The organism is Bradyrhizobium sp. USDA 241, from assembly GCF_049739505.1.
GTDB classification, from domain to species: Bacteria; Pseudomonadota; Alphaproteobacteria; order Rhizobiales; family Xanthobacteraceae; genus Bradyrhizobium; species Bradyrhizobium liaoningense.
The window spans coordinates 1,215,230-1,241,039 of the sequence record NZ_JBMGPZ010000005.1; the positions used below are offsets into that span (position 1 = coordinate 1,215,230).

Annotated in this window: 25 protein-coding genes; 12 read left to right on the plus strand and 13 right to left on the minus strand. The window is 65.2% G+C overall.

Annotated features, from left to right (window positions below):
- Nucleotides 1-153 precede the first annotated feature (153 nt).
- Together istA and istB are read left to right on the plus strand one after the other, a co-directional pair.
- Nucleotides 154-1,911 carry an IS21-like element IS1631 family transposase gene (istA, locus tag ABIF91_RS27585; RefSeq protein ID WP_424578737.1) on the plus strand — a complete coding sequence of 586 codons (1,758 nt, stop codon included), beginning with the start codon at nucleotides 154-156 and terminating at the stop codon, nucleotides 1,909-1,911.
- Between the two features lie 4 nt (nucleotides 1,912-1,915).
- Entirely contained in the window at nucleotides 1,916-2,683 is a 768-nt protein-coding gene (istB, locus tag ABIF91_RS27590) for an IS21-like element IS1631 family helper ATPase IstB (protein ID WP_424578711.1), read from the plus strand.
- Here istB and ABIF91_RS27595 read toward each other — a convergent pair.
- Nucleotides 2,675-4,126: a multidrug effflux MFS transporter gene (locus ABIF91_RS27595; protein ID WP_245285446.1), complete on the minus strand. Its 1,452-nt coding sequence runs from the start codon at nucleotides 4,124-4,126 to the stop codon at nucleotides 2,675-2,677. The two genes, istB and ABIF91_RS27595, sit on opposite strands and share 9 nt — an antisense overlap.
- Before the next feature lie 245 nt (nucleotides 4,127-4,371).
- Nucleotides 4,372-6,201, minus strand: coding sequence for an aminopeptidase P family protein (locus ABIF91_RS27600; RefSeq protein WP_028178288.1), 1,830 nt, complete (start codon nucleotides 6,199-6,201; stop codon nucleotides 4,372-4,374).
- Between the two features lie 186 nt (nucleotides 6,202-6,387).
- Between ABIF91_RS27600 and ABIF91_RS27605 the strand changes: the two genes are divergently transcribed.
- On the plus strand, nucleotides 6,388-6,567 hold the full coding sequence (locus ABIF91_RS27605) for a hypothetical protein (RefSeq protein ID WP_028178289.1): 180 nt from the start codon (nucleotides 6,388-6,390) through the stop codon (nucleotides 6,565-6,567).
- 35 nt (nucleotides 6,568-6,602) lie between these two features.
- On the opposite strand, the gene ABIF91_RS27610 is transcribed toward ABIF91_RS27605, so the two are convergent.
- Nucleotides 6,603-7,490, minus strand: a complete 888-nt coding sequence (locus ABIF91_RS27610) for a 50S ribosomal protein L11 methyltransferase (protein ID WP_028178290.1) — start codon at nucleotides 7,488-7,490, stop codon at nucleotides 6,603-6,605.
- Nucleotides 7,491-7,651: 161 nt separating this feature from the next.
- On the opposite strand from ABIF91_RS27610, the gene ABIF91_RS27615 reads away from it, so the two are divergent.
- Nucleotides 7,652-7,807 (plus strand): Flp family type IVb pilin, encoded by a 156-nt coding sequence (locus ABIF91_RS27615; RefSeq protein WP_085966423.1) that lies wholly within the window; start codon nucleotides 7,652-7,654, stop codon nucleotides 7,805-7,807.
- A gap of 287 nt (nucleotides 7,808-8,094) precedes the next feature.
- On the opposite strand, the gene ABIF91_RS27620 is transcribed toward ABIF91_RS27615, so the two are convergent.
- Entirely contained in the window at nucleotides 8,095-9,705 is a 1,611-nt protein-coding gene (locus ABIF91_RS27620; RefSeq protein WP_028178292.1) for a phytoene desaturase family protein, read from the minus strand.
- Nucleotides 9,706-9,922: 217 nt separating this feature from the next.
- On the opposite strand from ABIF91_RS27620, the gene ABIF91_RS27625 reads away from it, so the two are divergent.
- Nucleotides 9,923-12,202, plus strand: coding sequence for a fused MFS/spermidine synthase (locus ABIF91_RS27625; RefSeq protein WP_028178294.1), 2,280 nt, complete (start codon nucleotides 9,923-9,925; stop codon nucleotides 12,200-12,202).
- A gap of 87 nt (nucleotides 12,203-12,289) precedes the next feature.
- On the opposite strand, the gene ABIF91_RS27630 is transcribed toward ABIF91_RS27625, so the two are convergent.
- Together ABIF91_RS27630 and ABIF91_RS27635 are read right to left on the minus strand one after the other, a co-directional pair.
- A complete protein-coding gene (locus tag ABIF91_RS27630) occupies nucleotides 12,290-13,285 on the minus strand; it encodes a glycerophosphodiester phosphodiesterase (RefSeq protein ID WP_028178295.1) in 996 nt (331 codons plus the stop codon).
- A 38-nt stretch (nucleotides 13,286-13,323) separates the two neighbouring features.
- Nucleotides 13,324-14,118 carry a L,D-transpeptidase gene (locus ABIF91_RS27635; protein WP_028178296.1) on the minus strand — a complete coding sequence of 265 codons (795 nt, stop codon included), beginning with the start codon at nucleotides 14,116-14,118 and terminating at the stop codon, nucleotides 13,324-13,326.
- 318 nt (nucleotides 14,119-14,436) lie between these two features.
- Between ABIF91_RS27635 and ABIF91_RS27640 the strand changes: the two genes are divergently transcribed.
- Complete coding sequence (locus ABIF91_RS27640; protein WP_028178297.1) at nucleotides 14,437-14,760, plus strand: hypothetical protein; 324 nt, start codon at nucleotides 14,437-14,439, stop codon at nucleotides 14,758-14,760.
- A gap of 119 nt (nucleotides 14,761-14,879) precedes the next feature.
- On the opposite strand, the gene ABIF91_RS27645 is transcribed toward ABIF91_RS27640, so the two are convergent.
- Nucleotides 14,880-15,641: an ABC transporter permease gene (locus ABIF91_RS27645; protein ID WP_028178298.1), complete on the minus strand. Its 762-nt coding sequence runs from the start codon at nucleotides 15,639-15,641 to the stop codon at nucleotides 14,880-14,882.
- A complete protein-coding gene (locus tag ABIF91_RS27650) occupies nucleotides 15,638-16,561 on the minus strand; it encodes an ABC transporter ATP-binding protein (RefSeq protein ID WP_028178299.1) in 924 nt (307 codons plus the stop codon). The genes ABIF91_RS27645 and ABIF91_RS27650 overlap by 4 nt, the downstream gene beginning before the upstream one ends.
- A gap of 282 nt (nucleotides 16,562-16,843) precedes the next feature.
- On the opposite strand from ABIF91_RS27650, the gene ABIF91_RS27655 reads away from it, so the two are divergent.
- The gene (locus tag ABIF91_RS27655) at nucleotides 16,844-17,563 is read left to right on the plus strand and encodes a hypothetical protein (protein WP_028178300.1); all 720 of its coding nucleotides are present in this window, start codon (nucleotides 16,844-16,846) and stop codon (nucleotides 17,561-17,563) included.
- A 166-nt stretch (nucleotides 17,564-17,729) separates the two neighbouring features.
- Here ABIF91_RS27655 and ABIF91_RS27660 read toward each other — a convergent pair whose 3' ends face one another.
- On the minus strand, nucleotides 17,730-18,392 hold the full coding sequence (locus ABIF91_RS27660; RefSeq protein WP_028178301.1) for a TetR/AcrR family transcriptional regulator: 663 nt from the start codon (nucleotides 18,390-18,392) through the stop codon (nucleotides 17,730-17,732).
- A 165-nt stretch (nucleotides 18,393-18,557) separates the two neighbouring features.
- Between ABIF91_RS27660 and ABIF91_RS27665 the strand changes: the two genes are divergently transcribed.
- The 4 genes from ABIF91_RS27665 to ABIF91_RS27680 all read left to right on the plus strand — a co-directional run bounded on the left by ABIF91_RS27665 (nucleotide 18,558) and on the right by ABIF91_RS27680 (nucleotide 21,201).
- Nucleotides 18,558-19,439, plus strand: a complete 882-nt coding sequence (locus tag ABIF91_RS27665) for a DUF3313 domain-containing protein (RefSeq protein WP_050995056.1) — start codon at nucleotides 18,558-18,560, stop codon at nucleotides 19,437-19,439.
- Nucleotides 19,440-19,502: 63 nt separating this feature from the next.
- Nucleotides 19,503-19,748, plus strand: a complete 246-nt coding sequence (locus ABIF91_RS27670) for a hypothetical protein (protein WP_028178303.1) — start codon at nucleotides 19,503-19,505, stop codon at nucleotides 19,746-19,748.
- Nucleotides 19,749-19,784: 36 nt separating this feature from the next.
- Nucleotides 19,785-20,123 (plus strand): hypothetical protein, encoded by a 339-nt coding sequence (locus ABIF91_RS27675; RefSeq protein ID WP_244429994.1) that lies wholly within the window; start codon nucleotides 19,785-19,787, stop codon nucleotides 20,121-20,123.
- A gap of 136 nt (nucleotides 20,124-20,259) precedes the next feature.
- Entirely contained in the window at nucleotides 20,260-21,201 is a 942-nt protein-coding gene (locus tag ABIF91_RS27680; protein WP_028178305.1) for a LysM peptidoglycan-binding domain-containing protein, read from the plus strand.
- Between the two features lie 127 nt (nucleotides 21,202-21,328).
- On the opposite strand, the gene ABIF91_RS27685 is transcribed toward ABIF91_RS27680, so the two are convergent.
- On the minus strand, nucleotides 21,329-22,402 hold the full coding sequence (locus tag ABIF91_RS27685) for a tartrate dehydrogenase (RefSeq protein WP_035675383.1): 1,074 nt from the start codon (nucleotides 22,400-22,402) through the stop codon (nucleotides 21,329-21,331).
- A 148-nt stretch (nucleotides 22,403-22,550) separates the two neighbouring features.
- Here ABIF91_RS27685 and ABIF91_RS27690 point away from each other — a divergent pair, with 148 nt between their 5' ends.
- Entirely contained in the window at nucleotides 22,551-23,375 is an 825-nt protein-coding gene (locus ABIF91_RS27690; protein ID WP_028178307.1) for an aspartate dehydrogenase, read from the plus strand.
- A gap of 3 nt (nucleotides 23,376-23,378) precedes the next feature.
- Here ABIF91_RS27690 and ABIF91_RS27695 read toward each other — a convergent pair whose 3' ends face one another.
- The 3 genes from ABIF91_RS27695 to ABIF91_RS27705 form a co-directional block, all read right to left on the minus strand.
- Nucleotides 23,379-24,680 carry a PQQ-dependent sugar dehydrogenase gene (locus ABIF91_RS27695; protein ID WP_424579497.1) on the minus strand — a complete coding sequence of 434 codons (1,302 nt, stop codon included), beginning with the start codon at nucleotides 24,678-24,680 and terminating at the stop codon, nucleotides 23,379-23,381.
- Between the two features lie 139 nt (nucleotides 24,681-24,819).
- Nucleotides 24,820-25,029, minus strand: coding sequence for a hypothetical protein (locus tag ABIF91_RS27700; RefSeq protein ID WP_028178309.1), 210 nt, complete (start codon nucleotides 25,027-25,029; stop codon nucleotides 24,820-24,822).
- 152 nt (nucleotides 25,030-25,181) lie between these two features.
- The gene (locus tag ABIF91_RS27705; protein WP_028178310.1) at nucleotides 25,182-25,808 is read right to left on the minus strand and encodes a methyltransferase family protein; all 627 of its coding nucleotides are present in this window, start codon (nucleotides 25,806-25,808) and stop codon (nucleotides 25,182-25,184) included.
- Between the last annotated feature and the right edge of the window lie 2 nt (nucleotides 25,809-25,810).

A 25,810-nucleotide genomic window follows, 5' to 3' on the forward strand; every position in this document is an offset into this window, starting at 1 on the left:
TCCCCGCGAAGGCGGGGAATCCAGTACGCCGCGGCTTCTCCGTATTCCCCGTGGGTCGGTCAAAATCCCCCGGGTATGGTCACTTGAAACTCCCCCACCTGATGATCGCCGTCAGCGCCGCTGAACAGCAGTAGCCGGTCAGGCAGGACGTTTATGTTCGACCCCTTTAGCCAGCAAGGGGCCGGGGAGTTGAACGTCTTGAAGCGACATCTGCAAAGCACCGTACTTACATTACTTGATCGCAACACCAGCCAGCGCGAGATTCACCGGCTGACGGGTGTCGATCGCAAGACGATCCGGCGTTATCAGGCGCTGCGGGCCGGTGCGGAGGCAAATTCCCCCGGGGAAGTGACCACCGGCTCGGTGAGCGCGGACGGCCAAATTCCTCCACCCCGACCACCGGCTTTTGGGACATCGGAAGCGACGGTCACCAGCAGCCTGGCCCGTTCGGCTTGCGAAGCGCATCGGACGTGGATCGAAGAACAGGTCCGGCTGAAGCGGAACGCGCAGGCGATTTACCAGGACCTGGTTGATCAATTTGGCTTTCCGTCCAGCTACCAGAGTGTCAAGCGGTTTGTGCGCCGGTTGCGGCACGCTGATCCTGAGCAGTTTGATCGTCTTGAGTTCCTCCCCGGCGAGGAAGCTCAGGTCGACTATGGCGAGGGCGCGCCGACGGTTGATCCGAAGAGCGGGCGGTACCGTCGTCCCCGCCTGTTCGTGATGACGCTACGCTACTCGCGGCGCAGCTTCCGGCGGGTAGTCTGGAAGTCCAGCCAACAAGTCTGGGCGCAGCTCCACGAAGAGGCGTTCCGGTATTTTGGCGGGGTCCCCAGCTATGTCGTGCTCGACAACCTGAAGGAAGGCGTCCTCAAGCCGGATTTGTACGAGCCCCAGCTCAACCCGATTTACAGCGCGATGCTGGCTCATTACGCCGTGGTCGCCGATCCCGCGCGCGTGGCCGATCCAAATCGGAAAGGATGCGTCGAGAATGCGATTCAACATACCCAGGGCACTGCGCTGGCCGGACGGCGCTTCGAGACGCTGGAGGCGCAAAACGAGTTCTTGAGGCACTGGGAGGAGAACTGGGCTTCCAAACGCATCCACGGCAGCACGCGCCGTCAGGTCGAGGCGATGTTCCAGGAAGAGAAGCCGCACCTGCGGCCGCTGCCTGTCGCTCCCTTCCGCATCTTCACCGAAGTCGTCCGGACTGTCTGCGACGACACCACCGTACGCGTCGACAACAGCTATTACGCCGCGCGGCCCGCGCCGATCGGCAGCCAGGTCGTCGTGCGCATCTACACCACCACGATCGAGATCCGTGATCGCCACACCCGTGCGCTGCTGCGTGTTCATTCCCGGATGGCGCACCCCGGTTCTGTCGTCCTGCCGACCAGCGAACGGCCGTTCAACCCGTCGCGGCAAACCGCCGTGCTGCTGGCGAGCGCCGAGCGCATCGGACCGCAGACCAGGGCCTTGTGCCAGCAGGTGTTCGACACCGAAGGGCGCCCCGGACAGCGCGCGATGTGGGGCATTGTCGGGCTGGGCCGGAAGTATCCGGCGCGGCTGGTCGAGCAGGCCTGCGCGCACGCCATCGACAACCGCATCTACCGCTACAAGCACGTGCGTGCGACCGTCGAGCGGTTGTTCGAACAGGCGATCGAGCAGGTTGGAGTGACGCCACAGCCGGCATCGCCGCTCACCCAGGATCATCCGCTGATCCGTACCCCCGCGGAATACGGCGACCTCTTCAGCCGCGCTGTGCGGCGCGACGCCGACGACAATGGTCGGCAGGCCGAGGCTCACGACGATCACGCCACGGCAATCCGCGCTCGTGTCCCCTGCGCAACCCCGGCCAACTCCGGCGCCACGAGCGCTCCCGCTGCACCTTCTCACCTTAAACTGGAGACCTAGCCACATGATGACCATGCCGGAAATTGAGCGTTGCCTACGACAGCTGCGCCTGTCGGGTGTCCGCGACACGCTGCAGACGCGCGTGCTCCAGGCGCAGGGCGCCAACCAGCCCTTCCTCGAGACCTTCTCCCTTATCCTGCAGGATGAACTGGACCGTCGTCAGTCCCGTCTTATCGAGCGGCGATACCAGCAATCCGGGCTCGACGAAAAGCTGACGCTCGCCGAGTTCGACTGGTCCTTCAATCCCAAACTGCCACGTCAGACCTGCTTCCAGCTCCACACCCTGGCGTTCATTGCCGCTGGCGAGAACGCTCTGCTTGTTGGCAAACCTGGCACCGGGAAGTCGCACATCGCCAAGGCGATTGCCTATCAGGCGATCCTGCAAAGCCACAAGGTCCAGTATCTTGAGACCGACGACTTCTTCCACCGCTACGCCCTGAACTCTCCGGCACAACGCGAGGTCCGGCTGCGAACCATCATCGACTGCGATCTCCTCGTGCTGGACGATCTATTCCTCGCACGCGCCATCCCCGACGCCGCCGGCACTTTGCTGCAGACCCTGATCCATCAGCGTTACAAACTGCGCCGCAGCGTCATCGTCACCTCCAATCGCGTCGTGCAGGATTGGGGGGCATACCTTGGGGACAACACTATGAGCACGACGATCCTCGATCGCCTTATGCATCATTGCCATCTGCTTGAGTTCGACGGACGCAGCTATCGGCTCAAAGAAGCCGCTGAAGCTCTTGCCCGGGAAACAAACTCAAACTAACAGTCCCTTGTCCTGCCTCGCGGGTGGAGGAATTTGACTGACCACACCCGGAGGAATTTGAAGTGACCCGCGGGGCCGTATTCGTTCGGCGTCTCTGGAATACTGGATCCCCCGCCTTCGCGGGGGATGACACTGAGGGTGTTGCAACGGCCGTCGCTCAACCGACAGCTCCATCATCCCCGTCTCTTCCTCCTCGGCCTTCTCGATCAGTGTCTCGCTCACCGTCACCTCGCGCCGAGGGACGACGAAGATCATCGTGCAGGCGCAGAGCAGCGAGATCGCGAGGACCGCGGAGGTGAGCGGCAGAGTCGTTGCGGAATGGCCGCCGAGATAGGCGCCGAATTGCGACATCAGCGCGCCGATGCCCTGCTGGAGGAAGCCCATCGCACCCGAGGCGGTGCCGGCGGCCTCCGGGCGGATGCTGATCGCGCCGGCGGCGGAATTCGCCATCACGAAGGCATTGCCGACCATCACGATCATCTGCGTGCCGAACAGCCAGGCGGGCGCTTCGTTCCAGCCCGTGAAGCTCCACAGCAGGTTCAGCAGGCTGCCGCAGAGTTGCAGGCCGAGCCCGAACCAGATCAGCTTCTCCAGTGAGTGCCGCGGCGCAAAGCGCACGCAGAGCAGATTGCCGACGAGATAGGCAAAGCCCGTCGTCGCGAACCAGGCGCCGTATTCGGCGCTGGTCCGGCCCATCTGCGTCACCACGATGTAGGGGCCGCCGCCGGCGAAGGTGAAGATGATCTGCGAAGCCAGCACCTGGCACATGACATAGCCGACGAAGGCGCGATTGCGGATCAGCATGCCGACGTCGCCGCGGAAGCCGCTGCCGGCGGCGCGGCTGCGGCGCGTCTCGGGCAGCGCCACCGCGATACCCACGGCGACGACGATCGCGGCGATGGTGATGGCGTAGAAGATCGCGCGCCAGCCGAACGCGGTCTCGATCAGGCCGCCGGTGAGCGGCGACACCATCTGCCCGATCATCAGCGCGGCGATGACGAGACTGATCATCGAGGCGACACGGTCGCGCTCGTAGATGTCGCGGATGATGGCGCGGCTGACCACCATGCCGGCGGCGCCGCCCAGCGCCTGGAAGAAGCGCGCGGCGATCAGCTGCGGCAGGTTCTGCGCGAAGATGCAGGCGATGCTGGCCGCGACCATCAGCGCCAGCCCTCCGAGCAGCACCGGGCGCCGTCCGAACCGGTCCGACAGCGGTCCCATGATCAGCTGCGACAGCGCGATGCCGACCATGTAGAGCGAGACCGTCATCTGAGCGATCGAGATGTCGCTGCCGAAATTCGTCGCTAGCACCGGCAGCGCCGGAACCAGCATGTAGAGCGAGATCGGCGCGATCCCGGTCATCACGACCAGCAGCAGCAACACCACGCGCGAGGTCGCGATGTTCTTCGCCGCTTCCGGCGGCCTGCTGATCATGTCGTGCATGCGTGTCCGTCTCTGACAAATCCGAGTCGGACTGTAGCTTGCTCGCGCAAGACGGATATCGGCGTTTCGGAATGCCGCCATACCGATTCCGGGACGGTTATGATGCGGGCGCGATGGCGACCGATTGGGCGCGTTGCTCGCGCTGCAAAAGCGGTGTCATTCCCTGCGAAGGCTGGGCATGACAGCTGTTGTGGGGAAGCAGCCGTGCGCAAATCGCGTAGCGCCATGCGCCTCGGATGGCGAGCTTACGCCTTCAGCTCCGCGGTCGCCTGATCGAGCCAGGCCTTCGTCGCCTCGTCCAGCGCCGGCCGCACCTCGGCCCGGACGCGGGCGTGATAGGCATTGAGCCAGTCGAGTTCATCGCGGCTCAGCATCGCCGCATCGATCAGCCGGCGATCGATCGGCGCCAGGGTCAGCGTCTCGAACGCATTCATCGGCTTCTCGGCACCCTTGATGTCGGCGGCGACGACCAGCTCGAGGTTCTCGATACGAATGCCGAAACCGTCGGTCTTGTAGTAGCCGGGCTCGTTGGAGAGGATCATGCCGCGCTTCAGCGGCGTGGTGCCGAGCTTCGAGATTCGCGCCGGGCCTTCGTGCACCGAGAGATAGCTGCCGACGCCGTGGCCGGTGCCGTGCTCGAAATCGAGGCCGGCAGCCCAGAGATATTGCCGCGCCAGCGTGTCGAGCTGCGCGCCCGTGGTGCCGTCGGGGAAGACCGCGCGCGCGATCGCGATATGGCCGCGCAGCACGCGGGTGAAGCGGTCGCGCATCTCGTCCGTGGGCTCGCCGACCGCCATGGTGCGCGTGACGTCGGTGGTGCCGTCTTCATATTGCGCGCCGGAATCGATCAGCAGCAGGTCGCCGGGCGCGATCCGCCGGTTGCTCTTGCGGGTGACGCGGTAGTGCACGATGGCGCCGTTCGGGCCGGTGCCGGAGATGGTCGGAAACGACACGTCCTTGAGCGCGCCGGTATCGCGGCGGAACGTTTCCAGCGCCTCCACCGCATCGATCTCGGTCAGCTTGCCGCTTGGTGCCTCGCGATCGATCCATGCGAGAAAGCGCGCCAGCGCGACGGCGTCGCGCACATGGGCCGTCTTGGTGCCCCTGATCTCGGTCGCGTTCTTGACCGCCTTGAGCAGTGCTACCGGATCGCTGCCGCGCACCGGCTTGCCGCCGGCGCCCGCGATCAGCCGGCTCAGCGCGTCGGCCGCGGTGGCATTGTCGAGCGCGATCGCTGCGCCGCTTTTGGCGAGCGCCATCAGTGTCGGCGCCATCGCATCGGGCTCGCGCACGTCGGCGGACTGCTCGAGATGGTCGCGCGTCAGGTTGGAGAGCTTGCGGTGGTCGATGAAGATGGTCGGCCGTCCCTCCTTCGGCACCAGCGCGTAGGACAGCGGCAGCGGGGTGTGCGCGACATCGGCGCCGCGGATGTTGAAGGTCCAGGCCACCGCGTGGCTGTCGGACAGAACCAGCGCATCGGTTCCGAGCTTGGCGATCTCGCCCCTGATCTGCGTCAGCTTCTCGGCTTCAGTGACGCCGGCATGCTGGAGACCGTGCACGGCGACGGGCGCGAGCGGCGGCTGCGGCCGGTCCTGCCAGATCGCGTCGATCGGATTGCTGTCGACGGCTACCAGCTCGGCGCCGGCCTTGGCGCAGGCTGCGGACAGGCGTTCGGTTGCCGCAAAAGTGTGCAACCACGGATCAAATCCGAGGCGGTCACCGGCTTTCAGATGCGCCGCCACCCAGCTCTCCGGCGGCGGGTCGATCAGCGATTCCACGGTCCAGGCCTTTGCGTCGACCTGCTTGGCAGCCTGAAGCGTGTAGCGGCCATCGGCGAACACCGCAGCTTCCTTGGACAGCACCACCGCTAGTCCCGCCGAGCCCGTAAAGCCGGTCAGCCAGGCCAGCCGCTCTTCCGATGGCGGCACATACTCGTTCTGCTGCTGATCGGCGCGCGGGATCACGAAGCCGGTCAGCTTGCGACGGGCGAGTTCTTCGCGAAGTGCGGCCAGCCGTGCCGTCAATGCGACACCGGCCTCAGGCTCCTCGAATGTCTGGAAGTGTGCTTCGAACATGGTGGATCACTTTAGGATCATGGGGATCGGTCGGCAATCTCGACGCATTTGCGTCGCATGTGGCATGGACTGTGCTTGAAATTGTTCCATTCGAATCGAGTGGAGTAAGGATGCAGCAGCTGCGCTTCGTCCGGATAACAGGGAAATTCGAGCAAGTGGTTCATCTCAACGTCGAGGGGACACACGATGCCAGCGTTCACGTTTGAGAAGATTTCGCCGCCAGTGCGCCGCGACCCCGCTGCAACGCCGCCGAAGAAGCCGCGCGGCCTCATCAGCCAAATGATCGACCGTTTCGCCGAGCGCCGCGCGAGGCGCACCTTGCAGCAGCAGCGCGCGATGCGCCGCGACGAGAAGCCGGCAGAGTAGCCTCAGCGGTGGCGGCGTCGTCACCTCGCCCCAGTTCACCCGACCTTCCGCAGCAACAGGCTGCTCCACCCCTCGATCCGCAGATGCTTCAGGGGCACGAGGCCGCGCGCGCGATAGGCGGCGATCACGGCGGGGGCTTGGTGAGTCAGCAGGCCGGAAAGGATGACGCGGCCGCGGGGCGCAAGGTGCCGCCCCATCGGGCCCGCCAATTGCCGCAAGGGATTGGCAAGGATGTTCGCGAGCACAAGGTCGAACGGGCCGGCGCGCGCAAAATCCGGCGCCGCAAACCCGGTGGCCCGGATCGCGCGGACCTGGTTGCCCACTTCGTTCAGGGAGGCGTTCTCAGCCGCCACCCGCACCGAGGGCGGATCGATGTCCGAGGCGAGCACGGCGCGATGCAGCGCCTTCGCCGCTGCGATCGCCAGCACGCCGGTCCCCGTGCCGAGGTCGAGCACGTTCTGCGGTCGGGAACTCTTCAGGACATGGTCAAGCAGCAGTAAACAGCCGCGCGTCGTGCCGTGGTGACCGGTGCCGAAGGCGAGCGCCGCCTCGATCTCGATGGCGAGCTTGTTCGGAGCCACACGATCACGGTCATGGCTGCCGTGCACGACGAAGCGCCCGGCCGGGACCGGCACGAGATCCTCAAGGCTGGCCTTGACCCAGTCCTTGGCCTCGACGGTGTCGAAGGCGAGGGTCGCGGCGATCTCATTTCCTGCTGAAGTTGCAACGAGTTCGCGCAGCCAGGCCTGATCCGGCGCCTCGGCGAAATGGAGCGTGACGTCCCATTGTCCGTCCGGCCGCTCGAAGGCGGCGACAGCGGCATCGCCGTCGAAAAACACCTCGGTGAGCACGTCGATGACGCGCCTGGCGTCGGCCTCGCTGCCGATTGAAAAGCTGGCGCGATGGGTGGGCGAAGGCTGCATTCAGGGTTCCGTTGAGTTCAATTTTTGGAACTTTTGGTACCAATTTCCCGACAAGTGCGGTTCCCGGGTTAACTGGGACGAAGGTTCCGCCCTATACATTTTCGAGTGTTGGATCCAGCTAGCACAGCTTGGAGTTGAAACGGAGGCGAGTCTTGAAGCGCATGATTCAGAAGTTCTGGTCGAACGAGTCCGGTGCAACCGCGATCGAGTACGGTCTGATTGCCGCGGGTATCGCCCTGGCGATCATCACCGTGGTGAACGGCCTGGGCACCGCCATGAATGAGAAGTTCACTTCGATTAGCACCTCCTTGAAGTAATTTCCGCCTGCATTTCCCAGCGGGGGGCTGTTTTTCTTCAGAGGCTGTTCCTGATCACCGCCCGCCAGGGAATTCCCCTGGCGGGCGAGGTCGTTTCCGCGGTGTCTGTTCTGCGGATCTTCAACAGGTTATCCGCCGGCTTGCCGGGTCCCTATCCACTGCTTTCCCCGCAATTGTCCCTGCGATTTTCCACCGACCTTCCCCAGCTTCGGCGCGGCGGCCTGGCCCAGGCATCCTCTGCCCGACCACAGACCTTTCGACAGGCTGTCCACAAGCAATCCACAGACCTATCCACGGCTTCCGAACAGCGACCGGTGATCCCGCAGGATCGCCTGCGCCGCGTTGTGGCCGGGAGCGCCGGTGACGCCGCCGCCGGGATGGGCCCCGGAGCCGCAATGGTACAGGCCCTTCAGGGGTCCGCGATAATCGGCATGGCCCAGCATCGGCCGTGCCGAGAACAGCTGGTTCAGCGTCAGCGCGCCGTGGAAGATGTCGCCTCCCAACAGTCCGAACTGCCGTTCGAGATCGAGCGGGGACAGGATCTGGCGGCCGAGCACGCTCGCCGCAAAGCCGGGCGCGTATTTGTCCACCGTCGCGATCATGAGATCGGCGACCTCTTCGCGATGCTCGTCCCACGACGTTCCATCGGGAAGCTCCGGCGCGACATGCTGGCAGAACAGGCTCGCGACATGCTTGCCTTCGGGTGCCAGCGTGTCGTCGAGCGTCGAGGGGATCAGCATCTCGACGACGGGTTCGCGGCTCCAGCCCCGCGCCCGCGCATCGAGCCAGGCGCGGTCCATGTAGCCAAGGCTCGGCGCCAGGATGATGCCGGAAGAGAGATGATCGCCCTCGCCCGGCAGCGCCGTGAAGGACGGCAGGCGGTCCAGCGCCACGTTCATGCGGAAGGTGCCGGAGCCGTTCTTCCAGCGCCGGATGCGGGCGAGGAAGTCCGCAGGGAGAGCGTCGGCCGCGACCAGCCGCGTGTAGAGCAGCTTCGGATTGACATTGGCCGCGACGTATCTTGCGCGGACGGCCGAGCCGTTCTCCAGCACCACGCCGACGGCGCGGTCGCGCTCGACGATGATCTCGCGGACTCCGGCATCCGTTTCGATGACGACGCCGTGGTCGCGGGCCGCGCGCGCCATCGCCTGCGTGATCGCGCCCATGCCGCCGATCGCGTGGCCCCAGACGCCTTTCTTGCCGTTCACCTCGCCGAAGGCGTGATGCAGCATCACATAGGCCGAGCCGGCGGCATAGGGGCTGGCATAGTTGCCGACGATGGCGTCGAAGCCGAACAGCGCCTTGACCAGATCATGTTCGAAACGTTCGTCCAGCATTTCGCCGGCGGAACGCGTGAAGAGATCGAGCAGGCTACGGCTCTGCTCCAGCGTGAGGCCGCGCAGGATGTTGGCGCTCTGGAGCGCGTTCACAGCCTCGCGGATCGCGTTCGTGCCAAATCCGTCGAGCAGGTTCGGCGGCGCGCGCAGCACGAACTGCCTGAGCACGTCGGCGATGTCTTCCAGCTCGCGCGAGAAGCCGTCGAGGGCTTCCGCATCATGCGCGCTGAGACGGGCGACTGACGCTTTCGTCCGCCCCTCGCCGGTGAGGAGATAGCTGGCATCTGGCGCGGGCAGAAAATTCTGCGCGCGCCGTTCGACGATCCGCAGGCCGTGCTCGGCGAGCTTGAGATCACGGATTACCTGCGGATTGAGCAGGCTCACGGTGTAGGCCGCGACCGAATTGCGGTAGCCCGGATGAAACTCCTCCGTGACTGCGGCCCCGCCGACCACCTTGCGGCGCTCGACCACGCGCACCCGCAGGCCTGCCATCGCGAGATAGGCCGCGCAGGTGAGGCCGTTATGGCCAGCGCCGATGATGACGACGTCGGTTTCGCTCATGATGCTTTCAAGTTGTTCCACCGTCATTCTGGGATGGTCCGAAGGACCAGACCCGGGGTCGCGAGATTCCGGGTTCGCCTCTTCCAGGCGCCCCGGAATGACATCTCTATATCAGGCAATTCCCGCCGCAACATCACGCGCGCCTTTATTGCCCGATCAGGCGCCTTGTGCTCCATTGCGCGCGTCCGGCGCCCGCCGGAGTCTTGCCGGAGCATCCATGGATTCCATCGTGCAACCCGCCGCCACGGAGCAGCCTTCGTCGTCGCGCAATCGGCTGCTGCTGGCGGTCTACACGGCTGCGATCTTCGTCAGCGCGCTGCTGCTGTTCTCGGTGCAACCGCTGTTCACGAAGATGGTGCTGCCGCGGCTCGGCGGCTCGCCGGCGGTGTGGTCGGTGGCCATGGTGTTCTTCCAGTCGCTGCTGCTCGCGGGCTACGCCTACGCGCATCTGCTGATGCAGGTGAGGAACCGCACCGTTCCGGTCGCGGTGCATCTGGTGCTGCTGATCGCCGCCTTCGCCACGCTGCCGCTCGGCATCGCCTCCGCCTATGGCGAGCCTCCCGCTTCGGGCTATGCGTTCTGGCTGCTCGGCCTGTTCGCGGTCTCGATCGGGCTGCCGTTCTTCGCGCTCGCCGCCAACAATCCGCTGCTGCAGGCCTGGTTCGTCCGCACCGGCCATCCTGCCGGGCATGATCCCTATTTTCTCTATGCCTCCTCCAACATCGGCAGCTTCCTCGCACTGTTGTCCTATCCGTTCCTGCTGGAGCCGATGTTCACGCTGCACCTGCAGAACAGGTTCTGGACGGCAGGCTATGGCCTGTTGATCGTTCTCATCGTCGCCTGCGGCGTGCTGTTGTTGCGTTCGCCGAGGCTGGCTGAGGTCGAGGCGCGAGACGAGGAGGTGAACGTACCGGCGCCCGGGCTTATCACGCGGCTGCGCTGGATCTTCCTGGCCGCGGTGCCGTCCGGCCTGCTCATCGCGGTGACTGCGCACATCTCCACCGACGTCGCCGCGGCGCCGCTTCTGTGGGTGCTGCCGCTGTCGCTGTATCTGCTGACCTGGGTCGTCGTGTTCCAGTCGCGGCCGCTGCTGCCGCACAAATGGATGCTGATGCTCCAGCCGGTCGCCATCGCCGGCGTGGTCGTGCTGCTGGCGTTCGGCGGCGAGCAGAATCTGCTGCTGACGCTCGGCGGTCATCAATTGTGCTTCTTCGTCATTGCCATGGCCTGCCACGGCGAACTGGCGCGGACGCGGCCGGCCGCCAGATATCTTACCGGCTTCTATGTCGCGCTGTCATTCGGCGGCATGGTCGGCGGCCTGTTCGCAGGGCTTGTTGCTCCATTTACCTTCTCGTGGATCGCCGAATATTCGATCCTGATCGCGCTTGCCGCGCTGTGCCGCCCCTCCGCGAACGAACGCCTCGCCGGCATCGTCAAATGGTACTGGCTGGCGCTCGCCGCGCTCGCGGTGGCGCTCGTCGCGCCGTCTTATACGACCGGCGACCTCTCGACCTGGTTCGAGGATCACCGCGTCTGGGTCGCCGGCGCCGTCGGCGTGCTCGCCGCGCTGCTCGCGCTGATCCTCAATGCCGGCCGCTGGAAGATCTTTGCCACCGTCGCGCTCGCGCTGGCGTTGATCCGTGTTTATCCCGCGGACGAGGGCCGCGTCACGACGGTGCGCAGCTTTTTCGGCGTGCACAAGATCGTGGTGACGCCGGGCGGCTATTTCCATGTGCTGATGCACGGCACCACCATTCACGGCGCCGAGCGCTTCCGCAACAATGACGGCACGCCGGTCATCGGCCGGCCCGAGCCGATCACCTACTATCATAAGGACGGCGGCATCGGTCAGGCCGTCAGCGCCATCCGCGAGCGCAAGGGCGCGCCGCTCAAGGTCGCCGCGATCGGCGTCGGCTCCGGCACGCTCGCCTGCGCCGCCGAGCCGGGAGAGAGCTGGACCTTCTTCGAAATCGACCAGTCCATGGTCGACGCGGCGCGTGATCCCAGGAATTTCCGCTACATCTCGAGCTGCATGCCGGACATGAAGCCCGTCATCGGCGATGCGCGCCTCACCTTCGCGAAGGAGCCCGATGGCGCCTATGATCTCATCATCGTCGATGCCTATTCGTCCGATGCAATCCCGATTCATCTCGCCACCGAAGAGGCGATGAAGATCTACAAGGACAAGCTCGCGCCCCACGGCGCGGTCGTGATGCACGTCTCCAACCGGCATCTGGATCTCGAGACGGTCGTTGTCGGCATTGCGGATGCCAACGATCTCACGAGCTGGGTCTTCAACGAGGATTCCGGGCGCGATTCCGACTACATCTTCTCGACCGACGTCGTCATCTCCGCGCGCGAGGAGGCCGACATCGGCAGGCTCGCATTCTCCAAGCAATGGGTACAGACCGAAGCCGATGACAGGGTGCGGGTCTGGACCGACGACTATTCGAATATCCTGGGCGCGCTGTATCGGCGTTTGCGGGACGGGGAGTAGGGAAGACGTCGCCTGGACGAATCCCGTGCCCCGGACGCTGCGCAGCAGCGTTGTACGCTGCACCGCGTCCGGGACACGAGATCGGAGTTATGGCGCTACCGGCGTCCCTGAGGGCAACGCGATTCCCTTCCCGCCGGCGATCTGCCGCAACAGGTCCGGCCTGTCCGAGATGATCCCGTCGACGCCGAGCTCGATCATGCGCGCCATGTCTTCGGGCTTGTTGACCGTCCAGACCACGACACGCAATCCGAGTTCATGGGCCTCGGTGACCAGTGGCGCGGTCACATCGCCGAAGTAAGGCGACCAGATCGCGCCGCCCGCAGCCTTGATCGTCCTTGGCAGCGAGCCGCCGTGGTCGGCCGGGCTGAAGCCCGCCGTCCAGTTGGTCGCCTTGTCGCGTGCCACCGTCGGGCTCGAGCCGCGCTGGAGCGTCAGGTACACGGTCGGAATCTTCGGCGCCTGCTGCTGGACGAGAAGCAGGGTTCGCCAGTCGAACGACTGGATCGTGACGCGGTCGGAGAGTCCTTCGGTCTCGATCAGCCCGAGCAGCTTCGCGGCGAAGGCCTGCGGATCAGGCGCTTCATCCGGATGGTTCGGATCGATCTTGGTCTCGATGTTGAAGCCGACGCGCGCGTTGCCGGACTTGCGCACCAGCGCGAACAGCTCGCGCAAGGTGGGAATGCGCGTCCCCGGCACGGCACGCTGGTCGGGGAATTGTCTTGCGTAGGCACTGTCCGGCCGGATCTGGCCGACGTCATAGGTCCTGACCTCGTCGAGCCGCAGCTTCACGAAAGGCGTGCCGGGCGGAGCGATGTAGGCTCCATCGGGGCCGCGGGCGAGATCGGGGTTGAGCCGGCGCTCATGCGACAGGATGACTTCGCCGTCGGCGGTGACACCGACGTCGAGCTCCAGCGTGTCCACGCCCATCGACAGCGCATTGGCGAAGGCGGGCAGGGTGTTTTCCGGCAACAGCGCCCGCCCGCCGCGATGCGCCTCGAGATCGAAGGCCACATCAGATCCCATGGCCCGTCCCGCCATCAGAACGCAGAGCACGATCAGAATGGTCGTGGCACGTGGCTTCATGGTGCCTCGGCCGGCGAGGGCGGTTGGTGGCGGCCGCGTCAGTTCTGATAGTAATAGCCGCGCGGCTGATAATACTGCCGCGGCTGCGGCTGATAGTAGCCTTGCTGGCCGTAGCCCTGGTCGTAATAGGTCCGCGGCTGCTGCTGCTGATAGACCTGCGTGTCGTAGAGCGGGCGGGTGGCCGAGCGCGGCGCCGGATAGCGCGCGCCGGTGTCGCTGCCATCGGCCGGATAGATGTAGTTGTCGTCCTGCGGCATGTAGCGCCGCGCGGGCTGCGCCGGCGGCGCCAGGTTCACGGGATCACCGGCGGTCGCGTATTGCTCCTCAGCCGGCTGCGGTGCCCGGGCCACCGCATTGGCGTTGCGGCCGCGCGGATTGCGAGCCAGCGCCACCTGCGCCGAGCCGGTCAGCGTCACCGTGGTGTTGAGCACGCCCTGCTGCTGAACCAGCGCATAGAGCGTCGAGGCATTCTGGCGTGACAGCCGCACGCAGCCATGGGAGGCGGGCGAGCCGAGCCGGCCGACCGAGTCCGTGCCGTGGATGGCGTGCCCGACCTTGGTGAAGAAGATCGCGTGCGGCATCGGCGCGTCGTCGAATTCCTTGGAATAGTGATCCTCTTCCATGCGGAAGGCGCGGAAGGCGCCGTTCGGCGTCTCGCGCGAGGGGATGCCGGTCGACACCGGCCAGTGATAGCGCGCGACGCCGTCGACGGCGACGGTCATCTGCTGGTTGTCCTTGTCGACGGTGATCTCGACCTTGGCCTGCGCGGCACCCGCGCTCAAGAGCAGCGATGAGGTGAAAGCAATGAAAAACGAACGCATCTGGAAACGCATATCAATCTCGGCCTCCGGCCTGTTCACGCTAGTCGCCGCGGCTCTCCGTCCCCGGCGTGCAATATGCCTGCAATCCGGCTTTCGTTCCAGCGAGCTACCGGCCCATCGTTAACGCGATGCCTGATGTAAGCAAGGCCGCTCTGTGCCGCGCCACGCGCGGCAGCGCTGACATTTTCGCGAGCGGAGGCGCGTTCACAACGTCGACAATTCGTCACAAAGGCGCAACCATTCCGCCGCGCGGCGCGTTGGTGATGTCCTGTCTCGACAGGCGGCACGTCCGCCGCCGTTTACCTCTTTACCTTCCCCTGGGGACCGAAAATGAACAAAGCCCGTCTCGCCGCCGCGCCATTGCCGGCCAGTCAGCCCGTCCGCCTGCTGTTCGCCGCCGCCATCTTGCTGGCGTTGTTGTCGCTGCCGCAAGTCAGTCATGCCCAGGGCATCGTGCGCGGCGCGCAGGAGGGCTCTTATGAAGGTAACCGCATCGGCGGGCCCGTGGGCGGCGCCGTCGGCGGCGTCGTCGGCGCCGGCGTTGGCGGGGCCGTCGGTGCAGTCGAGGGCGTGCTCGGCATTCCTCACCGGCACTACCGTCACCGCTGTCGCGGATATTACGACAGCCATCACCGTTTCCGTTGTTATCGGTGAGTCGACCGTAGTCATTCCGGGGCGCCCGAAGGGCGAGCCCGGAATCCATTCGTCCACCAACTCTGCCGCACGATGGATTCCGGGCTCGCGCTGCGCGCGCCCCGGAATGACGACGGCGATCAGTTCTTCAGCCGATATCCTGTCCGAAAAATCCACCAGATCACGACCAGGCAGATCACCAGGAACGCCAGCGTCATGCCGATGCTGACGGACATGCTGACGTCCGCGATCTCGTAGAAGCTCCAGCGGAAGCCGGAGATCAGATAGACCACCGGGTTGAGCAGCGCGACCGTGCGCCAGGTGGGCGGCAGCATGTCGATGGAATAGAAGCTGCCGCCGAGGAAGGTCAGCGGCGTTACCACCAGCATCGGGATCATCTGCAGCTTTTCGAAGCCGTCGGCCCAGATCCCGATGATGAAGCCGAACAGGCTGAACGTCACCGCCGTCAGTACCAGGAAGGCCAGCATCCAGACCGGATGCTGGATGTGCAGCGGCACGAACAGGCCGGCCGTCGCCAGGATGATGAGGCCCAGAATGATCGACTTGGTCGCGGCGGCGCCGACATAGCCGAGCACGATCTCGAAATAGGAGATCGGCGCCGACAGGATCTCGTAGATCGTGCCGGTGAATTTCGGGAAGTAGATGCCGAAGGAGGCGTTGGCGATGCTCTGCGTCAGCACCGAGAGCATGATCAGGCCCGGCACGATGAAGGTGCCGTAGCTGACGCCCTCGACCTGGCTGATGCGCGAGCCGATCGCGGCGCCGAACACCACGAAATAGAGCGAGGTCGAGACCACGGGCGAGACGATGCTTTGCAGCAGCGTGCGCCAGGTGCGCGCCATTTCGAACAGATAGATGGCGCGAATGGCGCGATGGTTCATGACGTCCTCACGAGATCGACGAAGATGTCCTCGAGCGACGATTGCGTCGTGTCGAGGTCGTTGAAGCGGATGCCGGCGGCGCGGAGATCGCCGAGCAGGCTGGTGATGCCGGTGCGCTCGCCCTTGGTGTCGTAGTCGTAGACCAGCGTCGCGCCGTTGTCGCAGAGCTCGAGCTCGTAATGGCGAAGGCTCTCCGGCAGCGAGGCGATCTTGCCCTGCAGATGCAGCGTCAGCCGCTTCTTGCCGAGCTTCTGCATCAAGGTCGTCTTGTCCTCGATCAGCACGATCTCGCCCTTGTTGATGACGCCGATGCGGTCGGCCATCTCCTCGGCCTCCTCGATGTAGTGCGTGGTGAGGATGATGGTGACGCCGGACTGTTGAAGCCCGCGCACCACCTCCCACATGCCCTTGCGCAGCTCGACGTCGACGCCGGCGGTGGGCTCGTCCAGGAACAGGATCTGCGGCTCGTGCGACAGCGCTTTGGCGATCATCACGCGACGCTTCATCCCACCGGAGAGCGTGATGATCTTGTTGTCCTTCTTGTCCCACAGCGAGAGGGCCTTCAGCACCTTCTCGATATGTTCGGGGTTCTTCGGCTTGCCGAACAGGCCGCGCGAGAAGCTCACGGTCGCCCACACGCTCTCGAAGGCGTCGGTGTGCAATTCCTGCGGCACGAGGCCGATCAGCGAGCGCGCCTTGCGGTAGGAGGTCTGGATGTCCTCTCCGCTGACCAAAACCCTTCCTTCGCTCGGGTTGGCGATGCCGCAGATGATCGAGATCAGCGTGGTCTTGCCGGCCCCGTTGGGGCCGAGCAGCGCAAAAATCTCGCCGCGTTTGATGTCGAGATTGACGTTCTTGAGCGCCTTGAAGCCGGACCCATAGGTCTTCGACAGATTGGCGACCGAAATGATGGAAGACATGATGGCCGGCGGGCTGGGGAGGGAAAGGGGAACGCCGGACCCACTCGGAATGGCGGGTCGGCGGAGCCCTGAAATAGGAACGCTGTTGTTGGCCCGCAATTCCCCGGAGGAAAATGGTCTCAAAATAGGCCATTCAGTGGCATGTTCCGGGCAAGTGTTGCGCGATGGTCACGGCCTGCTGCGAAGATTGTCGCTCACGCGGCTCTTTGTTGCGTCTGCGAGCGCGCCGTGGCTACGATTCCGACCAATCGCTAAGCGTATTGTCTCCAGGGAAAAAAATCGATGAGACCGAACGGCCGTCACACCGCCGGCGCCAGCCAATTGTCCACCCTCGGTGTGTGGGCGATGGGCCTGCTCCTGCTGTCAGCTGTTGCCATCAGCCCGACCACCGCCAAGGCCGCACCGAGCCAGGCCGCTGTGGCAACCACGCATGTCTACCTGCTCCGTGGCGTGCTCAACATCTTCTCGCTCGGGCTCGACACGATCGGCGCCCGGCTCCAGGCGCAGGGCGTCCCGGTGACCGTCGCCAACTTCGTGTCCTGGTCCTCGCTCGCCGATGAAGCGGCGGCCGCCTACAGGGCCGGCCGGCTCAAGACCATCGTCCTGGTCGGCCATTCCTCCGGCGCGACGGCGCTGCCGGACATGATCGCCAAGCTCAATCAGCTCGGCGTGCCCGTGAAGCTCGCGATCGGCCTCGATTCGGTGTTCAAGACCAGGCTGTCGACCGGCGCGGAGCGTTACATCAACATCTATATCGGCGATGGTCCCGGCGAGCCGGTGCGGGCCGCGGCGGGTTTTCGCGGCAAGCTCGACAATGTCGACGTGCGCGGCACCGGCGTCGGCCACATCTCGATCGACAAGAATGAGGCGATCCAGCGTCGCGTCATTGCCGAGATCGATGCCGCCATCATGCGCTCGCGCGCACCGGCAGCGCCGGTCGCCGAACCCGGTACGCCGCGACAGGCACGCTCGGCGGCGGCGGCCGCTCCCGCGAGGAACTGAGCTTCCTTGCGCGACGGACTGGTCGCGCAGCCATCCTTCGGAGATCGCGGGAACAGCGCGGTCGGGAAGAACGGATCGTTCTTGCCCAGACCGCCAGGAACGGCGGCTTGTGCTTGCGGAAATAGTCCGGAAGGCGGGATAGAGCGCCTTGTGGCAAGTGGACGCCCTATCGCTTCCTGACCAGCGTGAGGGGACGGCTGGCCCTTTGATCGCGGGGCTTGCTCGCGGCGCGCCCGGCTTCGGGCGGGCTCAGGAAGCGGATGAGCATCGTCTTCAGATGCGCAGTGCTCTGCTTGATATCCAGCTTCGGATTGCGGATTGGCATTGCGCGCGATCCGTCGATGATCGCGATCAGGATGTTCGCCGTCGCTTCCGGGTCCAGTCCCGGATCCACCCGTCCCTGGCTTTGCGCCTGGCGCAGGAAGTCGGCCCACATGCGGCGAACCGCTTCGGTGTGCCGTTCGATGATCTTGGCGAATTCCGGATTGCGGGCGGCCTCCGCGAGGCCGTCCAGATTGAGGATCTGGGCAGGACGAAACCGCAGGCTGGTTTCCTCGATGTCGGCGAGCAGCGCCTCGATCACGTCCGTGGCCGTGAGAATCTTTTCGAAACGCTCCGCCGAACGCGCCAGACCCAAATCGATCATCGCCTCGATGATCGCGATCTTGCTCGGAAAGTAGTGATAGAGGTGCCCCGGACTGATCCCCGCCTCGGTGCAGATGTCAGTCGTGCTGGCGCCGCGGAAGCCGTCCCTGGTGAAGCAGCGGATCGCCGCGTCGAGGATCTCCCCGCGCTTCAGCTCATGCTTGACGGGGTCCACCTTCCTCAAGGCCCGTTCTCCTTTTCGTGAGAGCCCAATTTAGCATGCCGGTCCGTCACGAGAAATTCAAAATTAGAGAGTTCCATCTATTTATGCTGACGGGCGGCGGCAACTGGCGTGAGAATGATTAATAGAGAAATCTCTCTAGTAAAGAGTCCAGCCCTCGGCGGGACCATGCGCGTTCGATGGGCGACCCTGGTGTCCGTCACGCTCGCGCTCGGTGGTTGCGCGACCGCGCCGCTCGAACGGGCCGGTTCGCTCAGGAGCTACGACCGGATGTCGGATGCCAACGGACTGGTGACGCGATCGCAGATCCGCGTGAACAAGAAGGATTTGCTGGCGGCGAAGACGATCCGGATCGCGACGACGGTCTTTCCCGCTCGTCCCGACGTCGCGCTGAACGAAAAGGAGCGGCGCCTGGTCGCAAACGCCGTCAGCCGCGAGCTTTGTCTGCGCCTGAGCGAGCGCTTCCGCATCGTTGCCGCCGATGACGATGCCGATCTCACGGTGCAGGCGACGGTGACGCATGCCGCGCCGACCAGCCCGACCGCCTCAGGCGCGTCGAAGGCGCTGTCGATCGCCAAGACCGTTGCGCTTCCCGCCGTACCTGTGCCGGTGCCGCGACTCCCGGTCGGGCTCGGCAGCCTGTCGGTCGAGGCGGAGGCGCGCGACTTCGCAGGATTTCAGAAGGCGGCCATGGTCTGGGGGCGCAGCGCCAACTCCATCACGAATTCTCCGAGGGTCGCCAACGAGGGCGATGCGTACGATCTCGCTGCCGATTTCGGCGCCGACTTCGCCAAGATGGTTGCGACCGGAGAGTCGCCGTTCGGCGGCATCCCTGCGCTGCCTCCGATGGACAGCATTCCCGTGCGGTTCGGAGGTGCTCCCAAATATGTCGCGTGCGAGGCGTTCGGGCGGTTTCCCGGCATCACCGGCTTCGCGGGGCAGGGGCTCGGCCTGCCACCGGCCTGGACGGATTCCGGCGCCAAGGAGAGTCCGGCCGGGAATCCGGCCCCGGCAACCCAGGTGAATTCAGAGCAGACGCTCACGCAATGATCCGGATGCGTTGCCGGTTGCGTCCGACTTCAACAACATTCGTGGCTGACCAGAGTAGATGACATGACCCAAGCAACGATCCATCCCTTGCGCCAAGATGCAGCGCGCGCCGATGCGCGTGTGTGCGCGAGGAGCGCGCCCCTGTTCACGGCCGATGAGGTGTGGAGCCGAACGAACGCGGATCGTCGTTCGGCCGGCGAGACGGACGACCAGGATTCGATCCTGGAATCCGGCTTCTGGATGGCGACCGTGGTCGCGTTCCTGCCCACGGTCGCGGGCTGCTTCTATCTCTTTCTGACCCAAGGATGAGGCCCAGGGATGAGGCGCGTATCGAGCGCGGCGGCCTTGTCCGCGGTCTTGACACTGTTGCTGGCAGGCTGCGGGTCGAGCGTCGATCTTCCTCCGGCGTATCAACCTCCGCAGCCGCCCAGTGCCAAGGCGGTGAAGGACGGCGTCACGAAAGCGGCTGCCGAAGCCAAGCTGAGCGGGGGACTGGAGACATCCGCCGTCCGCCATTCCGACCACGGGCCGGGATCGTATTTCGTCTGCCTGAGGCAGAGTGGCCCATCACCCAGCAGGCGCCCCGCCTATTCGGTCTTTTTCGACGATGACACCTACAAGGGTGTCCAGACTTCGGTGATTCTCGAGGCCTGCGAAGCCGAGGCATGGACACCCTTCAATTAAATGGGTTCCCTCCAATCATGCCACGATGCCGCGGCGGGCGTCGCGGTCCCGGTTCCGTGCCCCAAATTCCGCCCAATCGGCGGTCACTAAGCGCGGTGGGGGAGCCTCTGCCTCCTGTAGTGGGACTGCTGGACTGATGCTTGATCCAAGGCGAATTGTCGTGCTGGCAGCGATTGCGCTGCTCGCCTTCGGCACCGGCACGGCCGCTGCCACACCAGCCAAGTCCAAGACCAACGCGGCCGCCCCCGCCGCGCCGCCGCCTCCGCCGTTCGAGCCATTGCTGCCGCCAAAAATCTACCTGTTCCGCGGCGCCATGGGTCCGATCTTCTCGACCGGCATGGATCGGCTCGAGGAGAAACTGACCAAGGCTGGCTTCTCGGCCAATGTCTACGAATTCACCATCTGCCGGTGGATCGGCGATCGCGCCATCTCCAGCTATAAGGAATCGCCGGCGCCGATCGTGCTGATCGGCCACTCCATGGGCGGCCTGTGCTCGATCGTCATCTCCGAGATGGCGGCCAAGGAGAACATCCCGATCAGCCTCGTCATCGTCATCGATCCTGCGCATGCAACCGGCGACGTGCCGCTCAACGTCGAGCGCTTCATCAACATCTTCCTCTCCGACAGCGTGCTCGGCGGCGGCGATGTCGTGGCCGTGCCCGGCTATCGCGGCCATTATGCGAGCTACGACCTGAAGGAAAATTCGCGCGTCAGCCACATCAACATCGAGAAGTCCGACGACATCCATCGCCAGATCATCGAGATGGTGACGCAGCTCCCGCGCATCCCGCCGCAAGCACAGGCCGATGCCGTGCCGCTGCGATATCGGGTGCCGGCGGACACGCTGGTCGAATTGTGGGACAGCGGCGTGCGGGTGCCGGTGCGCCGCGGCGACACCATGGAGAGCATCGCCGCCGCCAATCGCGTGCCGCTGTGGACGCTCGCGCAGAGCAATTCATTGCCGGAGGACGCGCAGCTCACCCCGGGGCAAACCATCATCGTCCCGCGTCACCTGACGCCGCCGGAGCCTGCGGCTGCGATGGCACTGCCACCGCCGGCGGCGGGCGGACGAAAATAAAACGTCATGCCCGGGCTCGTCCCGCCCCCGGTGTCGAAGCCGCTTCTGCGAGGCCGGCATCCACGTTCTTAACTACCGCACGAAAGATCGGGGCCGGAACAAGCCCGGCCATGACGTAGAGCAGTGATCAGACATTCGACCCGTTGATCGCGTCGATCACGGCATCGGTCACTTCCTTGGTGGTGGCCTTGCCGCCGACATCCGGCGTCAGCACGCCGGCGGCGCAGACGCGTTCGACGGCCGCCATCAGCCTCGAGGCGGCATCCTTCTCGCCGAGATGCTCGAGCATCTGCGCGCCGGTCCAGAACGTCGCCACCGGGTTGGCGATGCCCTTGCCGGTGATGTCGAAGGCCGAGCCGTGGATGGGCTCGAACATCGAGGGGAAGCGGCGCTGCGGATCGATGTTGCCGGTCGGCGCGACGCCGAGGCTTCCGGCGAGCGCACCGGCGAGATCGGAGAGGATGTCGGCGTGGAGATTGGTCGCCACGATGGTGTCGAGGCTCTTCGGATGCAGCGTCATGCGCACAGTCATGGCGTCGACCAGCATCTTGTCCCAGCTGACGTCGGGGAATTCTCCGGCAATTTCGGCCGCGATCTCGTCCCACATCACCATGCCATGGCGCTGCGCGTTCGACTTGGTCACGACGGTCAGCAGCTTGCGCGGACGCGACTGCGCGAGCTGGAACGCGTAGCGCATGATCCGCGTCACGCCGACGCGGGTGAAGATGGCCACTTCCGTGCCGACCTCCTCCGGCAGGCCCCTGTGGGCGCGACCGCCCATGCCGGCATATTCGCCTTCCGAGTTCTCGCGCACGATCACCCAGTCGAGATCGCCGACGCCGACATTGCGCAGCGGCGAGGCCACGCCCGGCAGGATTTTTGTCGGCCGCACATTGGCGTATTGGTCGAAGCCCTGGCAGATCGGCAACCGCAGGCCCCACAGCGTGATGTGGTCGGGCACATCAGGGGCGCCGACCGCGCCGAAATAGATCGCGTCGAACTTCTTCAGCTCGGTGAGGCCGTCGGCCGGCATCATCACGCCGTGCTTCTTGTAATAGTCCGAGCCCCAGTCGAACGTCGTGACGTTGAAGGCGAGATCGCCGCTGCGTTTTGCCAGAGCCTCCAGCACGCGGACACCGGCCGAGATCACCTCGGGCCCGATGCCGTCGGCGGGGATGGCTGCGATCGAATGGGTGCGCATGGGAATGCTCCGTATCAGTGAGATTGCGGCGAGGATCACGGTCCGGGCAGCTGCGAGTCCTTGCCGGCCGCAGGGCCAATTCAATTGACGCTGGCTTATACCGAAAATGATACGCTATGACATCAATCCGGCGGGAAAGTGGGATGCGATGACCGATCAGAGGGGCCAGAGTGAGTTGCGGGTTGCCATTGCAGGGCTGGGCTCGATCGGCACCAAGATCGCGACCGCGCTCGACCAGGGCATCGAAGGCCTGGCGCTGTCCGCGGTCGCTGTGCGTGATCCCGCCAAGCACCAGGCCTTCCTCGACGGCTTGCGTCGTCCGCCGCAGGTTCTGTCCCTCGACCAGCTCGGCGATGCCGCCGATATCGTGGTCGAGTGCGCGCCGAGCAGTCAGCTGCGCGCGATCGTCGAGCCCGCGGTGAAGCGCGGCAAGGCCGCGGTCGTCGTCAGCGTCGGCGGGTTGCTCGACAATTTCGATCTCGTCGATCTCGCCCGCGCCAATGGCGGCCGCATCCTCGTGCCGACCGGTGCGCTGATCGGGCTCGATGCCGTGAACGCCGCCGCGGTCGGCACCATCCATTCGGTGAGGATGGTGACGCGCAAGCCGATCGATGGGCTGAAGGGCGCGCCTTTCATCGTCAAGAATGACATCGACATCGATAATCTCCGCGAGCCGCTCAAGCTGTTCGAGGGCACCGCGCGCGAGGCCGCGAAGGGCTTTCCGGCCAATCTCAACGTCGCGGTTGCGCTGTCGCTCGCGGGCGTCGGGCCCGACCGCACGATGGTGCAGATCTGGGCCGACCCGACCGTGACGCGTAACGTTCACCGCATCGAGGTCGAGGCGGATTCGGCACGGTTTTCGATGTCGATCGAGAACATCCCGTCCGATAATCCCAAGACGGGGCTGATCACAGCGCTCTCGGTGATCGCGCTGCTGCGCAAGCAGCGCGCCACGCTTTGCGTCGGGACGTGAACATCAAGCGCCCGTCACGCGCCAGATCACGTTGCCGACGTCGTCGGCCATCAGCAGCGACTTGTCCGGGCCGATCGCGACGCCGACCGGGCGGCCATAGGATTCCTTCTCGTCCGGCGCGAGGAAGCCCGACAGGATGTCGCGCGCGAGACCGGACGGACGGCCGTTCTCGAACGGGATGAACACGACCTTGTAGCCGGACAGCTTGCTGCGATTCCACGAGCCGTGCTGGCCGATCACCATGCCATCCGGGAAGCCCGGTAGCGTGCCCGCGGGCATCCAGCACAGGCCGAGCGAAGCCGTGTGGCCGCCGAGCGCGTAGTCCGGCTGAAGCGCCTTGACGACCATCGCTGGATCCTGCGGCACGCGGTCGTCCACCGTCTTGCCCCAGTAGCAATAGGGCCAGCCGTAGAAGCCGCCGTCGCGCACCGAAGTGAGATAATCGGGCGGGGTCTCGTCGCCGAGGCCGTCGCGCTCGTTGACGACGGTCCAGAGCACATTCGTGTTCGGCTCCCATGCCAATCCAACCGGGTTGCGCAGGCCGGCACCAAAAATCCGATGCGTGCCGGCGACGAGGTCGAGCTCGTAGACCGCGGCGCGGCCTTCCTCGACCTCCATGCCCATCTCGGCGATGTTGCTGAGCGAGCCGACGCCGGCATAGAGCTTCTTGCCGTCGGGGCTTGCCAGAAGACTGCGCGTCCAGTGTCCGCCCGGCTTGAACGTCGTGAGCCGCTTGCCCGGGGCGGTGATGCGGTCGGCGTTCGCGACGTAGGGAAAAGCCATCACGCCGTCGGTGTTGCCGACATAGAAGGTGTCGCCGACCAGCGCCATGCCGAAAGGCTGGCTGAGGTTCTCCATGAAGGCGCCGCGATATTCGGCGACGCCGTCGCCGTCCTTGTCGCGCAAGAGCGTGATGCGGTTGGCGGAAACGCCGAGCGCCGCGGCACGCCGCATCGTCGCCTGCATCGCATAGTGAAACACGGAGCGCGGGGGACCTGCGATCTGCGTTGCCTCCGCGATCAGCACGTCGCCATTGGGCAGCACCTCGATCCAGCGCGGATGGTCGAGGCCGGTCGCGAACGCATTGACCTTGAGCCCGGGCGCGACCGTCGGCTTCTGGCCCTCGCGCCAGCCGCGCGCGGTCGGCATCTTCAAGGTCGGGAGCGCGCCTTGCGGCTTCGCCTCGGGAATGGCCGGCCTCTCGCCCCAGGCCGGTGCGGGCTCCGTGCCCGACAGTTTTCGCCATTGCAGCGCGATGCCGCCGATGAACGCGACGAACTGCGCGAAGATGCTGGAAAACGTCATGAGAAGCCCCTGTGTGCGCGCGCATCCAACTGGCTGGCGGGGCAGACGTCAACCTGTGCGGCGGGCCGCGCGGGCCTATTCCCATGGAATGGCAGCCGATCGAATTTGCATGGGACGGACGCGGCGTTTGCGCCTGAGATCAGCGGCCGATCTGTCGCTCCAGCCGCCGTGCCGCGCGAAAATCATCCAGGTGATGGATGTTCGGCGCCAGCGCGGCTTCCCTGGACAAGAGATGATACACCCGCGCGACCGTGCGCTGCTTCTGCTTGGTGCGCCCGGGCGGCAGCGCCCGCGCCTTGCGGAGGGCGGCAATCGCATGCGCGCGGAAATAATCGTAGGCGTCCGACATGGCTCGATGCTCTGCGTGCAATGCAGGTGTCGAGAGGTAACGGACGAGTATGGGGGCGGTTCCTTGGCGCATCGGTCCGTGCCCCGGACGCAGCGCAGCGTTGCACGCTGCAGCGCGTCCGGGACACGAGAGTGAGGCGAGCTGCTATGCCTTCAGCGCGGCGACAGGAACGGAATGATCATCGGAACGCGGCGGCAATAGGCGCCGTAGGCGTCCTCGCCGAGCTCCTTGGAGAGGAACACCTCTTCCATCCGGCCCTTCTGCCACATGCCGAGCGAGATCAGGATGGCGCCGAGGATCGCAGTCACCGTGCCGACCGCGATGCCGGTCGCCAGCATGCCGGCGATCAGGCCGGTGTAGATCGGGTGGCGCACGATGCCGTACGGCCCGGTATCGATGACGCGATGGTCTTCCTTGTGGGTGATGGTGTTCGACCAGAATTTTCCGAGATGCAGCCGGCCCCACCACGTGAAGGAGATTCCGGCGAGCACGATCAGCGCCGTGATGTAGACGGCCGTATTGCTGAACACCCAGAGCGGCTTTTCGTTCAGCACTTCGGCGGTCCACGGCGTAAACAGGATGCCGCCGACCAGGATCGGAATGCGATAGCGCCCGGACTCCAGCGTCATCACCTGCTTCTGCGTGCGCCCCTGCCAGAACGAGGCGCCGACCCAGCTGGCGAGCCAGGCGAGCCAGATCAGGGCGAGCAGTTGCGTCGGCCAGGTCGTGGTCCAACCACCCCAGGCGACAGAGAGAAGCTTGCTGAAATCGAAGGACATGA

Coding starts and splice junctions, on each gene's coding strand:
- ABIF91_RS27640 (WP_028178297.1), top strand. CDS start 14,437: ATGAACAAAGCCCGTCTCGCCGCCGCGCCATTGCCGGCCAGTCAGCCC.
- ABIF91_RS27685 (WP_035675383.1), bottom strand. CDS start 22,402: ATGCGCACCCATTCGATCGCAGCCATCCCCGCCGACGGCATCGGGCCC.
- ABIF91_RS27705 (WP_028178310.1), bottom strand. CDS start 25,808: ATGTCCTTCGATTTCAGCAAGCTTCTCTCTGTCGCCTGGGGTGGTTGG.
- ABIF91_RS27700 (WP_028178309.1), bottom strand. CDS start 25,029: ATGTCGGACGCCTACGATTATTTCCGCGCGCATGCGATTGCCGCCCTC.
- ABIF91_RS27615 (WP_085966423.1), top strand. CDS start 7,652: ATGATTCAGAAGTTCTGGTCGAACGAGTCCGGTGCAACCGCGATCGAG.
- ABIF91_RS27605 (WP_028178289.1), top strand. CDS start 6,388: ATGCCAGCGTTCACGTTTGAGAAGATTTCGCCGCCAGTGCGCCGCGAC.
- ABIF91_RS27635 (WP_028178296.1), bottom strand. CDS start 14,118: ATGCGTTTCCAGATGCGTTCGTTTTTCATTGCTTTCACCTCATCGCTG.
- ABIF91_RS27655 (WP_028178300.1), top strand. CDS start 16,844: ATGAGACCGAACGGCCGTCACACCGCCGGCGCCAGCCAATTGTCCACC.
- istB (WP_424578711.1), top strand. CDS start 1,916: ATGATGACCATGCCGGAAATTGAGCGTTGCCTACGACAGCTGCGCCTG.
- ABIF91_RS27690 (WP_028178307.1), top strand. CDS start 22,551: ATGACCGATCAGAGGGGCCAGAGTGAGTTGCGGGTTGCCATTGCAGGG.
- ABIF91_RS27600 (WP_028178288.1), bottom strand. CDS start 6,201: ATGTTCGAAGCACACTTCCAGACATTCGAGGAGCCTGAGGCCGGTGTC.
- ABIF91_RS27595 (WP_245285446.1), bottom strand. CDS start 4,126: ATGCACGACATGATCAGCAGGCCGCCGGAAGCGGCGAAGAACATCGCG.
- ABIF91_RS27695 (WP_424579497.1), bottom strand. CDS start 24,680: ATGACGTTTTCCAGCATCTTCGCGCAGTTCGTCGCGTTCATCGGCGGC.
- ABIF91_RS27630 (WP_028178295.1), bottom strand. CDS start 13,285: ATGAAGCCACGTGCCACGACCATTCTGATCGTGCTCTGCGTTCTGATG.
- ABIF91_RS27620 (WP_028178292.1), bottom strand. CDS start 9,705: ATGAGCGAAACCGACGTCGTCATCATCGGCGCTGGCCATAACGGCCTC.
- ABIF91_RS27670 (WP_028178303.1), top strand. CDS start 19,503: ATGACCCAAGCAACGATCCATCCCTTGCGCCAAGATGCAGCGCGCGCC.
- istA (WP_424578737.1), top strand. CDS start 154: ATGTTCGACCCCTTTAGCCAGCAAGGGGCCGGGGAGTTGAACGTCTTG.
- ABIF91_RS27645 (WP_028178298.1), bottom strand. CDS start 15,641: ATGAACCATCGCGCCATTCGCGCCATCTATCTGTTCGAAATGGCGCGC.
- ABIF91_RS27665 (WP_050995056.1), top strand. CDS start 18,558: ATGCGCGTTCGATGGGCGACCCTGGTGTCCGTCACGCTCGCGCTCGGT.
- ABIF91_RS27625 (WP_028178294.1), top strand. CDS start 9,923: ATGGATTCCATCGTGCAACCCGCCGCCACGGAGCAGCCTTCGTCGTCG.
- ABIF91_RS27680 (WP_028178305.1), top strand. CDS start 20,260: ATGCTTGATCCAAGGCGAATTGTCGTGCTGGCAGCGATTGCGCTGCTC.
- ABIF91_RS27650 (WP_028178299.1), bottom strand. CDS start 16,561: ATGTCTTCCATCATTTCGGTCGCCAATCTGTCGAAGACCTATGGGTCC.
- ABIF91_RS27610 (WP_028178290.1), bottom strand. CDS start 7,490: ATGCAGCCTTCGCCCACCCATCGCGCCAGCTTTTCAATCGGCAGCGAG.